The organism is Nocardiopsis mangrovi, assembly GCF_042653925.1.
In the GTDB taxonomy this organism is placed as follows: Bacteria; Actinomycetota; Actinomycetes; order Streptosporangiales; family Streptosporangiaceae; genus Nocardiopsis_B; species Nocardiopsis_B mangrovi.
On the sequence record NZ_JBHSFQ010000026.1, the window covers coordinates 1 to 12905 of the forward strand.

11 protein-coding genes are annotated in these 12905 nt (G+C 73.0%); 6 read left to right on the plus strand and 5 right to left on the minus strand.

Features of this window, described 5'->3' with window-relative positions; all coding sequences use genetic code 11:
• On the plus strand, window positions 1–332 hold a 332-nt coding region (locus tag ACFO4E_RS22145), incomplete at its 5' end, for a TerC family protein (protein ID WP_417618872.1).
• 148 nt (window positions 333–480) lie between these two features.
• On the opposite strand, the gene ACFO4E_RS22150 is transcribed toward ACFO4E_RS22145, so the two are convergent.
• Complete coding sequence (locus tag ACFO4E_RS22150; RefSeq protein ID WP_378577805.1) at window positions 481–1311, minus strand: MmyB family transcriptional regulator; 831 nt, start codon at window positions 1309–1311, stop codon at window positions 481–483.
• A 186-nt stretch (window positions 1312–1497) separates the two neighbouring features.
• On the opposite strand from ACFO4E_RS22150, the gene ACFO4E_RS22155 reads away from it, so the two are divergent.
• Window positions 1498–2511 carry an aldo/keto reductase gene (locus tag ACFO4E_RS22155; protein ID WP_378577807.1) on the plus strand — a complete coding sequence of 338 codons (1014 nt, stop codon included), beginning with the start codon at window positions 1498–1500 and terminating at the stop codon, window positions 2509–2511.
• 221 nt (window positions 2512–2732) lie between these two features.
• Complete coding sequence (locus tag ACFO4E_RS22160; protein WP_378577809.1) at window positions 2733–3938, plus strand: cytochrome P450; 1206 nt, start codon at window positions 2733–2735, stop codon at window positions 3936–3938.
• 151 nt (window positions 3939–4089) lie between these two features.
• Here the strand turns inward: ACFO4E_RS22160 and ACFO4E_RS22165 are convergent, their stop codons facing one another.
• Window positions 4090–4671 carry a TetR/AcrR family transcriptional regulator gene (locus ACFO4E_RS22165; RefSeq protein ID WP_378577811.1) on the minus strand — a complete coding sequence of 194 codons (582 nt, stop codon included), beginning with the start codon at window positions 4669–4671 and terminating at the stop codon, window positions 4090–4092.
• A 93-nt stretch (window positions 4672–4764) separates the two neighbouring features.
• On the opposite strand from ACFO4E_RS22165, the gene ACFO4E_RS22170 reads away from it, so the two are divergent.
• On the plus strand, window positions 4765–5259 hold the full coding sequence (locus ACFO4E_RS22170; protein WP_378577813.1) for a DoxX family protein: 495 nt from the start codon (window positions 4765–4767) through the stop codon (window positions 5257–5259).
• A gap of 99 nt (window positions 5260–5358) precedes the next feature.
• On the opposite strand, the gene sigJ is transcribed toward ACFO4E_RS22170, so the two are convergent.
• Window positions 5359–6237: an RNA polymerase sigma factor SigJ gene (sigJ, locus tag ACFO4E_RS22175; protein ID WP_378577815.1), complete on the minus strand. Its 879-nt coding sequence runs from the start codon at window positions 6235–6237 to the stop codon at window positions 5359–5361.
• A gap of 218 nt (window positions 6238–6455) precedes the next feature.
• The gene (locus ACFO4E_RS22180; protein WP_378577817.1) at window positions 6456–7340 is read right to left on the minus strand and encodes an NAD(P)-dependent oxidoreductase; all 885 of its coding nucleotides are present in this window, start codon (window positions 7338–7340) and stop codon (window positions 6456–6458) included.
• 97 nt (window positions 7341–7437) lie between these two features.
• Here ACFO4E_RS22180 and ACFO4E_RS22185 point away from each other — a divergent pair, with 97 nt between their 5' ends.
• Together ACFO4E_RS22185 and ACFO4E_RS22190 are read left to right on the plus strand one after the other, a co-directional pair.
• A complete protein-coding gene (locus ACFO4E_RS22185) occupies window positions 7438–7848 on the plus strand; it encodes a winged helix-turn-helix transcriptional regulator (protein ID WP_378577819.1) in 411 nt (136 codons plus the stop codon).
• Window positions 7849–8005: 157 nt separating this feature from the next.
• Entirely contained in the window at window positions 8006–11311 is a 3306-nt protein-coding gene (locus tag ACFO4E_RS22190) for an NACHT domain-containing protein (protein WP_378577821.1), read from the plus strand.
• A gap of 39 nt (window positions 11312–11350) precedes the next feature.
• On the opposite strand, the gene ACFO4E_RS22195 is transcribed toward ACFO4E_RS22190, so the two are convergent.
• Window positions 11351–12208, minus strand: a complete 858-nt coding sequence (locus ACFO4E_RS22195) for an HpcH/HpaI aldolase/citrate lyase family protein (protein ID WP_378577823.1) — start codon at window positions 12206–12208, stop codon at window positions 11351–11353.
• Between the last annotated feature and the right edge of the window lie 697 nt (window positions 12209–12905).

A 12905-nucleotide genomic window follows, 5' to 3' on the forward strand; every position in this document is an offset into this window, starting at 1 on the left:
TCACCGCCAACGCCTTCGCCCTCATGGGCCTACGCCAGCTCTACTTCCTCATCGGCGGCCTCATCGACAAACTCGTCTACCTCAGCCACGGCCTCGCCGTCATCCTCGGCTTCATCGGCGTCAAACTGATCCTCCACGCCGTCCACGAGACCACCACCCTGCCCGTCCCCGAAATCCCCACCACCCTCTCCCTCGTCGTCATCGTCGCCACCCTCGTCATCACCACCATCGCCAGCCTCTACAAAACCCGCCACGTCCAGGCCAAGGACATGAGCGGCACCGACGCGCCGGTCCCTGCTTCCGGGAAGGACACCGACGGCACCGGAACCTGAGCGCACACGGCACGGGCCGGCCGCGAGGCACGGCACCGCCTGAGCCCGCACGCCCCCGACCGGGCGCGTGCGCGGGCATACGAGGAGGCGGGCGGCACATCGCCGCCCGCCTCCTCGTTTTCCGTTGTCCGCCGCCGGGAGCCGGAGGTCAGCCGACCCGTTCCGCGGCCAGGAGGTCGAGCGCGCTCTCCGCCGCGCCGTCGGCCGGAAGGTAGACGGTCAGGCGCTGCTCGGCGGGTCCGGAGAGGTCGAGGGTCTCGTAGGCCAGCGCCACCTCCCCCACACGGGGATGGGACCACCGCTCGACGCCGGTGCGCCCGGGGAGCGCGGCCGGGGACGCGTAGCGGGCGCTGAAACGGGGCCCGGCGACAACGGACAACTCGTCGGCGAGCGTCGCGGCGCGCGTGTCGCCGAGGGACGCCGCCGCCCTGAGGTCGGCGGCCCGCTCGTCGGCGATGCGGTCCCAGTCCGGGAAGGCCGCGCGGGCCCGGTCGTCGGTGAAGACGAACCGCGTGAGGCTCGGCGGCCGGCCGTCCAGCAGCCCGAGCGGCCCGGCGAGGCGCTCGAAACCGGCGGTGAACGCCGTCAGCTCGCCCAGCGCGTTGGCGACCAGCGCCGGGGCGGGTTCGAGCCGGTCCAGCAGCGCCCGAACAGTGGGCCGCACCGTGCGGTCCGGGGGCGCGGCGGCCTGGCAGGTGAAGCCGCCGCCCACTTTGGTCAGGCGGTACAGGTGGACCCGTTCTTCGGCGGCGAGGCCGAGGGCGTCGGCGAGGGCGCCGATGATCTCGGGTGACGGACGGCGGTCGCGCCCCTGCTCCAGACGGGTGAGGTACTCGACGCTGATCCCGGCGACCATGGCCAGCTCGGCGCGGCGCAGGCCGGGTGTGCGCCGGCGCGGACCGCCGGGCAGCCCGACGTCGGCGGGTGCGACGGCCTCCCGCCGCGCGCGCAGGAACGCGCCCAGGTCGTTGTCGCCCATGGCGGGAGTCTACGGGCGCCCGCCGGCCCCCCGCGAGGGTGGCCCTGAGAGGGATGGTCTCGCCGCGGCCTCCCTCCGCACGCTCCGCCGCGGCAGAGTCCTCACCGAGGGGCGCAACCGCCCCTTGCCACCGAACCGACCCGCCGCGGTTCCGTGGACACCGGCCTTCCAGAGGGGGATCCTTCATTGCGCTACCGACCGCTGGGCCGCACCGGACTCCGGGTGTCCGAGCTGTTCCTGGGCACCATGGGCTTCTACGAGGGCGGCGACGGCCTGCGGGAGCACCGGGCCGTCCTGGACGCCTACGCCGATGCCGGCGGCAACGTCCTGGACACCGCATCGGCCTACGGCGAGAGCGAGAACGTCCTCGGTGAGCTCCTCACCGGGCGCAGGGACCGCTTCGTCGTCTCCACCAAGTACACGGTCTCCCGCGACCAGGAGGACCCGAACGCCGGCGGCAACCACCGCAAGAACCTCGCCCTGTCGCTGGAGCGCAGCCTGCGGCGGCTGCGCACCGACTACATCGACCTGTACTGGGTGCACGTGTGGGACCGCCACACCCCGGTCGAGGAGACCGTGCGGGCCCTCGACGACGCCGTGCGCGCCGGGAAGATCCTCTACGCCGGGTTCTCCGACGCCCCGGCCTGGGTGGTCAGCCGCGCCAACACCCTGGCGGAATGGCGGGGCTGGACGCCGTTCGCCGGCGTGCAGGTGCCCTACAACCTGCTCAAGCGCGACGTCGAGCGGGAGCTGCTGCCCATGGCCGAGGCGTTCGGGATGAGCGTGGCCGCGTGGGGGCCGCTGGCCGGGGGCGTGCTCTCCGGGAGGTTCACCGGTCAGGGAGACGCGAGCGGGGAGGGCCGCGTCGATCCCGCCTCGCTCACGCCCCGCGACCACGCCGTCGCCCGCGCCGTGCGGGAGGTCGCGGGCGAGGCGGGCGCGACGCCGGCCCAGGTGGCGCTCGCCTGGATCCGTGCCCGGTCCGCCGCCGTGCACCCGATCATCGGCGCGCGCAACGTCGGACAGCTCACCGAGAACCTGGGGTCGGTCGACGTCGACCTACCCGGGGAGGCGGTCCGGCGGCTGGAGTCGGCGGCGGAGTTCGATCGGGGCTTCCCCGGCGACTTCATCGCCGAGTGCGAGGCCGACCCGTGGGTGTTCGGCGAGGCGTCCGTGATCCCCGCCGCCGGCCCGCGGTAGGGGCCGGCGGGGCCCGGCCATCCTGTTCCCGCCCCGAGTGCGGGGGCGCGGCGCGGGCGTCGCCCGCGCTCCTTCCCGGGACGGACGGGACGGTGAGCGCGGGCGGACGCCCCCCGTCACCGCATCCGCGCGGGATCCCGTGTGCGGACGGGGAAGTCGGGGAAGATAGAACACGTTCTTCCCCTCCTTCTTCCCGTCCCGGATCGCGAAGGTGTGAGAACGTGGCCCCTCGGATCGACGTTTACGACCCCTCCGTATACGAGCGCGGCGGCATCCCGTTCGCGCAGCTCACCTGGTTGCGCGAGAACTCCCCCGTCCACTGGCACCCCGACCCCGAGGGGCCGGGCTTCTGGGCGGTCACCCGCTACGCCGATGTGGTGGCGGTGTCACGTGCCCCCGAGGTGTTCTCCTCGCAGCGGCGCAGCGCGCTCCTCAACGAGCTGACACCGGAGGGCCTGGCCACCAACCAGATGATCATGCTGAGCCAGGACCCGCCCCTGCACACGCGCACCCGATCCCTGGTCAACCGGGGGTTCACCCCGCGGATGATCGCGCGGCTGGAGGACCGCATCCGCGCGATCTGCCATGAGATGGTCGACCGCGTCATCGAGCAGGGCGGCGCCGACTTCGTCCGCGACCTCGCCGCCCCGCTGCCGCTGCACGTCATCTGCGAGCTGATGGGCGCGCCCGACGCGGACCGCGACGACATCTTCACCTGGTCCAACCAGGCGATCGGCGCGGACGACCCGGAGTACGCGGGTGCCGACGGCGCGAGCGCCCTCTTCGGCTACGCGATGGAGCTGGCGGCCCGGCACCAGTCCGAGCCCCTGGACGGGATCATGGGGGCGCTGCTGGAGGAGACCGCGGAGGGCCGGTCGCTCACCCAGGCGGAGTTCGGCATGTTCGTCGTGCTCCTCGCGGTCGCCGGGAACGAGACCACGCGCAACGCGGCTTCCGGCGGCATGCTCGCCTTCGCCCGGCATCCGGCCCAGTGGCGCCGGCTGCTGGCCGACCGGAGCCTGCTGGAGACCATGCCCGACGAGATCGTCCGCTGGGTGACCCCGGTCAACGCGTTCCGCCGCACCGCCACCCGCGACACCGAGATCGGCGGCCACCCGATCGCGGCGAACGACAAGGTCATCGTCTTCTACGCCGCCGCCAACCGCGACCCCGAGGCGTTCGACGACCCGGACGTCTTCGACGTCTCCCGCCCGCCCGGCACACACGTCGGCTTCGGCGGCGGAGGCCCCCACTTCTGCCTCGGCTCCCACCTGGCCCGCCTGGAGCTCCGCGTGCTCTTCGAGACCCTCCTGGACCGCACCCCCGACATCGCCCTGTCGGCCGAGCCCCGCCGCCTCCGCTCCAGCTTCGTCAACGGCATCAAGGAGATGCCGGTCACCTTCACCCCGGGACCGCGGAGGGGATAGGCGCCGGCCCCGATGGCCGGGGCATCCGGCGGGACTCGGCACCGAACACGGGGCATCCGGCGGGCGTCGGCCTCGGCGGCGGACCGACCGTGGGACGGCCCCGATGGCGGACCGATGCCGGTTCGAGGCCGACCGGTCGACCGCCCGCCCGTCAGGCGGGGAAGAGGCTCGCGACGACGGCGCGGGCCGCGGCCTCGCTGTCGTCGCCGAAGCGCTCGTCGAGCGAGGCCAGGGATCCGTTCAGCCACAGCGTGGCGAAGCCGTGGACGAGCGACCACGCGCCGATGCTCGCCAGGTGGCGGTCCGGGTCGGCACCCTCCCCAAGGATCGCGTCCACTCCCCCGGTGAGCGCGCGGTCGGCCCTCGCCCGCGCCGCCGCGACCGCCGCGTCGCCGGTATCGAACAGGGCGGGCTGGAACATGACCGCGAAATGCGCGCGGTGCTCGACCGCGAAGCGCACGTAGGCCACCCCCACCTCCCGATAGGACCGGGTCCGCTCCTGCGCCTCGTGCAGGGCGTCGGCGAGCATCGCGTACCCCTCGGCAGCGATGGCGGTGAGCAGCCCCGCCTTGTCGCCGAAGTGGTGGGCGGGCGCGGCGTGCGAGACGCCGGCGCGGCGGGCGAGGTCGCGCAGGCTGACGCCTGCGGGGCCGGACTCGGCGATGGCGTCGACGGCCGCGCTCAGCACCGCCTGCCGCAGATCACCGTGGTGGTAGGGACGACCCGTGCTCATCGCCCCAGGGTAACCCAATCTAGCCCTTGACAAGATCACCTACGGCGGAGGTATCTTTCCACTGTCTAGTTTCGTTCTCCGGAGGGATCACCCGTGGAACCGCTCATCGCCCTCGTCTCCGTCACGCTGGTCCTCCTCGCGGCGGGGGCCGCCGGTGTCCGCCGGCTCCGGCCGTGGCTGGTCGCCGTCCGCGGCGGGATCGCGGCCATGTTCCTGCTGACCGGCACCGTGCATTTCGTCTACATGCGGGAGGAGCTGATCGCCATGGTCCCGCCGGTTCTGCCCGCACCCGGCCTGCTGATCACCGTCACCGGCGTCCTGGAGCTGGCCGGCGCAGCGGGCATCCTCTGGACGCGCACCGCCCCGTGGGCCGCCGCCGGGCTCAGCGCGCTCCTGGTCGTGATGTTCCCGGCCAACGCCTACGCGGCGCTGGCCGACCTCCCCGGCGCCACCCCGCTCATCCCGCGCACCGCCGAACAGATCGTCTTCCTGGCCGCACCCGTCGCCGTCCTCGCCCACCACCTCCACACCCGCCACCGGACCCGAGCGGCCGACGCCGCTCCCCCGCTCGCGCCGGCCGCTCGGTGAGGGCGTCCGCGCGCGTCGGCCCGGGCCCACCGCGCGTCCCGATGCCGCGGACCGGGACGACCTGTCGGCTCGGTCGTCGGTGGTCGGTCGTCGTTCGTCTCAGTCGTCGAGGACCGTGAAGTCGAGGCGGCTCAGGCGGTCGGGGCCGACGAGGATGTCGAGTTCGGCGACCCTGCCGTCCGTGATCGTGAACGCCACGACCGACATCGGCTGCCCGGCCGACCACGCGACAACGCCCGCCGCCCCGTTGACCAGGGCGGGACGCACGGTGTCGGCGATCCGGGCGAAGGTGAGGGACCGGCGGGCCACGGACTCCGCTCCGCGGACCACCTCGCCCGGGATCAGCGTTCCGCCGTCGGTGCGCACCACCACGTCGGGGGCGAGGATGGCGACCAGGGCGTCGAAGTCACCGCCGCGTGTGGCCGTGAGGAAGGCGTCCACGACTTCACGCTGGCGCGCGAGGTCGGTGTCGGGGACCGGTGCGGCGCCGCGGACCCGGCGGCGGGCGCGGCTGGCCAGCTGCCGTGCCGCAGCGGGGCTGCGGTCCACGATGGCGGCGATCTCGTCGAACGGCACACCGAAGAGGTCGTGCAGGACGAACGCCAGCCGCTCGGCCGGGGCGAGGGTTTCGAGGACGACGAGGAGCGCGAGGCCGACGGAGTCGGCCAGCAGCGCCTCGTGCTCGGGCCCGGCCGGCTCCGCCCCTTCGATGATCGGGTCCGGCAGGTGCACGCCCAGCGGCTCTTCACCGCGCGACCTGCGGGAGCGCAGCATGTCCAGGCAGACCCGGCTGACGACCGTCGTCAGCCACCCTCCGAGGTTGGCGACGCCGTCGGCGTCGGAGCGGCTGAGCCGCAGCCACGCCTCCTGCACGGCGTCGTCGGCCTCGCTCAGCGACCCGAGCATCCGGTAGGCCACCGCCCGCAAATGCGAGCGGTGGGCCTCGAAGCGCTCCGCCAGGAGTTCGTCATCGCCCATCGGTCCCATCCTCTCCCGTTCGTCCGCCACAGCACTGACGGGCCGAAGGCCGCCGATGTGACAGATCGCCGGGAGAGCGGGAGAGGAGGGGCCGGACGGGTCCGCGGTCCACGGGCGCACACGGCAGAGGGCGGGCGATCCACCCGTGCGGGCGCACCCCGCGCGCCGCCGGGCCGGGCGGCCGGACGGGTGCCCGGCCCGCTGCGGGCGGGCGCCGGTCAGCGCGTGAGCAGGTCGACCACGCCCGCGGTGCCCTCGTCCCCGTGGCCCTCGGCGAGGAGCCGCTCCATGAGAGTCAGGTAGGGCGCCAGCAGTTCGGTGCTGACCCCCTGCTCCTCGGCGGTGGCCAGCAGGGTCGGGTTACCCGCGACGATCATGGCCAGGTTGGACGCGACCCCCGTGGTGTAGTCGCCGCTCTCCAGCTGTTCGGCGATTCCGTGCACGGCACCGGACATGGCGGTGAGCCAGCCCACGAGCAGGGGCGCGAACTCCTTGGGCGCGATGCCCTCCTCCTTGCGGACGAGCGCGAAGGCGTGCTCGACTCCGGCGAACATGCCGTACATCGCGCTCAGCAGCGCCACGTCGAGCAGGGCGGCGTGTCCGGGGTTCTCGCCGACGTACGTGGCGCCGGTCGGAACGGTCAGTGCCGTGCCGTGCTCCTGGAAGAGCTCGCCGGATCCGCTGTAGAAGACGTAGCCGCCGGAATCCGGGACGCCGATCATCGGCGGGATCGCCATGATCCCGCCGTCCAGGAAGCGCGCGCCGCGCTCCCGGGCCCATTCGGCGCGGGCGCGGGCCTGGGCGGGGCTGCCGCTCGTGAGGTTGACGACGTCCTTGCCCGCGAGATCGGCGTCGGCCAGGGCTTCCCCGACCGAGGCGTCGTCGAGGAGGCACACCACCACGAGGCGGCTCGCGGCAACGGCCTCGGCGGCGGTGGCGGCCACCTTCGCCCCCTCGGCGGCGAGCGGTTCGGCGCGGGCGGCGGTACGGTTCCATACGGTGAGCGGGTACCCGGCGGCGAGCCAGGTGCGGGCCATCGCGGTGCCCATGGCACCGAGCCCGAGGAGCGTTACAGGGGTCGTGCTGATGTTGTGATCGGTCATGGTGAACAGCCTGGTCGCAGGCCCGGTGACCGACAAGTACGCACTTTGGAGTGGGCGCTTACCCGGGGGTGAGCGTCCAGGTGGGAGGGAGCGGAGGATGGCGATCGTGCGAAGGCCGGGAGGGCCCGGCGCCTACATGTGCGGCATCGACGCGGCCATGGACGTCATCGGCGGCAAGTGGAAGGTGCTGATCCTCTGGGCGCTTGATGAGCGCCCCTGCCGCTTCGGCGAGCTGCGGAGGGAGCTCCCGGGCGTGACGGAGAAGGTGCTCGCGTCCCACCTGCGGGAGCTGGAGGACGACGGCATCGTCCACCGCGAGGTCTTCGACGAGGTCCCGCCGCACGTCGAGTACTCCCTGACCCCGATCGGCGCCTCACTCAACGCCGCCTTGGCCCCGCTGGGCGCGTGGGGCCGCGAGAACGTCCTCGGTGACTCCTACCCGGGCCGCGGCGGCCCAGGGTCGGCGTCAGAGGCCGACGGCGACCCCGTGGTCAAGGCGACCGCCTGACCGACCGGCACGGCGAGCCACGATCCGGCGCGCCCGGGACGACGGCGGATGGCCGGGGGCGGCCATCCGCGGGGCTCATCCGACCCGTTGTCAGCGCGGGACGGGATAATCACCGCCGGTCCCGATCGTGCCACCCCACCCCCCGGAGGCGTCCCACGTGATCGATCCCGCCCTGCGACTCGGCGCCGCCGTGGTGGGCACCGCCTGCCGACTGTGGATCGGCGACATCCCCTTCGCCACCGACGTGACCGCGAGCGTGACCGACCTGATCCGGACACGGGTGAGCGGCGTCCTGGAGCGGCGGCGCCTCGAACGCCGCTTCGAGGACTTCCAGGAAGAGATCGCGAAGCGGGTGCTGGACCACCTGGAACACGAGTTCCGCGGGCTCCCCGACAACGAGCGCGAGGCGGCCGTTCTGGCGGTCGCCGACACGTTCGAGCGCGCGGACCTGGACAACCGCGCCCTGTTCGAGCAGGACCTCGACCCGCTGTTCCTGGAACGCCACCTCCGGCGGTGGACCCCGAGGATCACCCGTGACCTCGGCTCGGCGGCGGTCGGGGTCTACGACCGCGTACTACCCGAGTGCTGCGCCTACGTCATGGCGACGCTGAAGACCCTCCCCGACTTCCACGCCGAGGCGTTCACCGAGCTTCTGCGCCGCGACCGGATCATCCTGGACCAGCTCGCCGAGATCCTGGACCGCCTTCCGCGCGCCGGCGCGGAGGAGGACGCGACCGATGCCACCGAGGCGGCCTTCGTCACGGCCTACCGGCGCAAGGCGGCGGAGCGGTGGGACGTGCTGGAGCTGTTCGGAACCGACGCGCACACGCGGGCGTATCCGCTCACAGTGGCCTACCTGAGCTTGAACGTGTCGTTCCCGTCGTCGTTCGCCGACGCGGACACCGACGCGGACTCGCGGTCCATCGGTTGGGAGCGGCGACGCGGCGGCGTCCAGCGCGTCGAGGAGGCCCTGTCAGGGGCTGACCGGCTCTTCCTGCGCGGGCCCGCAGGGGCGGGGAAGACGACCCTGCTGCACTGGCTGGCGGTCCGGGCGAGCCGGGAGGACTTCCCCGATGAACTCGCCTCGTGGCGCGGCCTGATCCCGTTCGTCATCCCCCTGCGCCGCTATGTGGACCAGGACCTCCCCGAACCGGAGGAGTTCATCCGCACCACCGGCCGGCACCTCGCGGCCGAGGCACCGCGAGGCTGGATCCACCGCGTCCTCGATGCGGGGCGGGCTGTGCTGCTGGTCGACGGGGTGGACGAACTCCCCGGGCCGCAGCGCGAGAACGCCCGCCGCTGGCTGCGCGACCTCGTGCGCGACTACCCGCGCTGCCGGTTCGTGGTCACGTCCCGCCCCGCCGCCGCCGGCGAGGACTGGCTGGCCCGCGAGGACTTCGTCAGCGCGGAGCTGGAACCGCTGCGCGACGCGGACATCAGCGCCTTCATCCGCTCCTGGTACGAGGCGGTCCGCAGCGACACCGCCGACGCCGAGGCGCGTGAGCGTCTCACCGTCTATGAACGGGAGCTGACCGAGAAGGTCCTCGCCCAACGCCACCTGAGCGGCATCGCGTCCACTCCCCTGCTGTGCGCGCTCCTCTGCGCGCTCTACCGGGACCGGCGCACCGCCCTTCCGAGGGATCGGATGGAGGTGTACGAAGCGGCTCTGTCGATGCTCCTCAAGGAGCGCGACGAGCAGCGCGGGATCCACGTGGAGGGGGCCCGGCTCTCCCGCACCGAAAAAATCCTGCTGTTGCAGGAGCTGGCCAAGTGGCTGGTCCTGAACGGCGCCACGGACGCTCCCCACGACGTGGCCCGGCGGCGGATCGAGCACATCGCGGCGTCGTTGCACCGGGCCGGCGGTGATCCGGACGAGGTGTTCGACCACCTGGTGGTCCGCAGCGGGCTGCTGACCAGCCCCGCCGTGGACCGGGTGAGCTTCATCCACCGGACCTTCGAGGAGTACCTGGCCGCCAAGGCGCTCGTCGAGGACGACAGCCTCCCGATGCTGGTGAACCACGCCCACGACGACCAGTGGCGCGAGGTCGTGGTGATGGCCGCCGGCCACGCGAGGCCGCAACAGCGCGAGGAGCTGATCCGCGGTCTGCTGGACCGTGCCGACCAGGACGGGCCGCACGGAGACCTCCTGCTGACCGTCGCGTTCGCCTGCTTGGAGACATCGCCGCTGCTCTCACCCGGCCTGCGCGACGAGGTGGAGCGCCGGGTCGCCGGGATACTCCCGCCGAGGACCGATGAGCAGGTGTCGGCGCTCATCGCGATGGGTGAGCCTGCGTTGCGCCTCCTGGCGGATACGCCCATCAGGGACGCGACGGAGGCCGTCAACACCGTCGAGACGGCCTCGGGAATCGGCGGTGCGGCGTCGATTCCGATCATCGCCCGCGCGGCGCGATTCGACGACCGGAGAGCCTGGAACGCGGTTGAGGACGCCTGGCACGCCGACCCGTCCGCGGAATTCGCACAACAGGTTTTTCCGCACCGGCCGCACGACCGCCACGAGTTCATCAGCCCCGCGGTCTTGTTCCCGCTGGTGTCGGAGTACATGCCGAACATCACCCTTCTCCAGCTCACCGGAGGCGGCACTACCGGCCTGCACGGTCTGCACGGCCTTGGGGCCCTTCGGGTCCTGGCCCTCCACTCCCAGCGCGACGACGCCTGGCACGTCGACCTCGCACCGCTCAAGGGGATGCGGCCCACAGTGGTCCTGCTGTCGCTGGCCGGAGCCACCACGACCGGATCCATCACACCCGCGGCCGGCCATCCTCTGGAGCAGCTGATCCTGCGCGGTGCGCGGCGGGTGCACGACGTCGAAACGCTGGCGACCTTCCCGTTGCTGCACAGCCTGCACATGGCGGATGAACTCCCGCTCCCACCGCTCTCGCGGGTTCTGCCCGTAGGGCGGCCTCTCCAGCACCTGGTGTTGGCCAGGATCGAGGAGCACACCGATCTGCGCGTGCTAGCGGACGTGGAACACGGCGTCCGCCGCCTCTCATTGGACGATTGGCCGCACCTGGGTTCGTTGGCCGGAATCGAAAGCGTCGCTGATCGCCTGACGTCGCTGGACTGCATCAATTCCAGAAGTGTGGCGCGCGACCCCACCGACCTGGGCGCTCTGGTCTCGGCGGCGAAGCTCACCCGGCTCCGCCTCTCGGAAGCGATCGCCGACGCGAACGTGCACGTCCTGGCCGCGCTGTCCGCGCTGGCAGAACTTGAGATCGTCTACAGCGGCATCCGTCGACCCGCCCGATCCGTGGCGGAGATCCCTGGTCTGCGCACCCTGTGGCTCTCGGGACGCGGACCGGTCGACATTCGAGATGTGGCCGGGATCCCCGATCTCACCATCGTCGCTCCCGGGGTCGTCCCGAGCGAGGTCGCCGGCGCGAACCTGCTCGGCCCCGGCAGCGAGCTGGTGGTCGACCCGACTGTGCTGCCCCGCGCCGGATAGCCGATCGCCACAAGGTGCCGCCGTCACGAACTCGCGCCCTCACCCCACCCGGTCGGCCAGCGCAAGCGTCCTTCTCGCCGATCCCACGGTGGCGGCGTCGATGAAGCGGCCGTCCGGCAGCGTGCGGGCCCGGGTTCCGTTGCGGTCGGCGGTGGCCACGGCGGCCATGACGGCCTCGGCGGCGGCGATCTCGGCGGCCGACGGGCGGTAGGCGTCGGCGATGACGGGGAGCTGGGCCGGGTGGATGGCGGTGCGGCCGACGAAGCCCAGGGCGCGGCCCTGGCGGCAGGACTCCGCGAGTCCGGCCAGGTCGCGGAACCGGGTGTAGACCGACTGCTGCGGGGCGGGCAGCCCCGCCGCGCGGGCGGCGATGACGGCGCGCGAGCGGGCCCAGACCAGGCCGGATTCGTCGGTGATCCCGAGGTCGGCGCGCAGGTCGACCTCGCCCAGGGCGATCCCGGAGACGGCCGGGTGCGCGGTGGCCAGCTCGTAGGCCCGCTCGATGCCGATCGCCGACTCCAGCAGCAGGTGCAGCCGGACCCCGGGCAGGTCGACGGCCGTCTCGGCGACCGTGGCCGGGTCCTCGACCTTGGGCAGCCGGACGTCGACCACTCCGGGGCGGCCGGCCAGCGCGACGATGTCGGCGCGCCCCGCGTCCGTGCGGGGGTCGTTGATCCGCACCTGGACCGGGGTGGGCGGCACGCGGTCGAGGAGTTCCGCGGTCCAGGAGCGGGCCGCGTTCTTGGCGGGCGCCGCCACGGCGTCCTCCAGGTCCACGATCACCACGTCGGCGTCGGAGGCCAGCGCCTTGGCCACGCGGTCGGGGTGGTCTCCGGGGACGTAGAGGAGGGTGAGCGGGGGTGCGATACTGAGGGTGGCGCTGTCGGTACCGGTCATCGGATGACGCCCTTCTCGCCGAATGCAATGATGTCGTCCCAGCGGCGCCCAGGGCCGGCGGGGGCGCCACCCGGGCGCGCGGTGCCGTTCGGGCGGATCGCGCCAGGGGGCCGCAGAGGCCGGGGCACAACGTTTTGCACGTGCAGCAGACCGGGAATGGGATCCTGAACAGCGTCGATCACGCGCGGGGCGCCGTCCGGTCCCGTCCACCGCATACCCATGCCGTGCCTCACGGAGCCGTGGTCACGTGAGCCGCCGGGCATGCGCCACCGGCGCTCTACGGCTCTGGCACCGCCACCGCCGACGCCGCGGAACACGGCGGCCGTGCGTCCGGCGAGCGGGGATGCCGGATCGAGGGCCCACACGCCCTCCGGTGGCTCGGGTACGTCGGTCATGGATTTCCTCGGATCGTGGTAACGGAAGTGTACGGGGGCGCGGTAGGGCGCACACGGCCCAGAGCCGGACCCGCGACGGCCGGTACCGGCGCACATATTCCCGGCATACCGGCGCTTCCTGGGGGTACATCCCCGGGTCGACCTGAACGACGCCGGTCCCCCTGCCGCGGAACCGCGGCGGCCGGCCCGGTCGCCCCCGATCCGGCGCCCACAAGAACAGCAGCGCCGCCACACCGGCCAGGTGGAGGGCGGAAACCACCGCTCGGACGCCGACGAGACGGTCACCGGCAATGGCGAGCCGC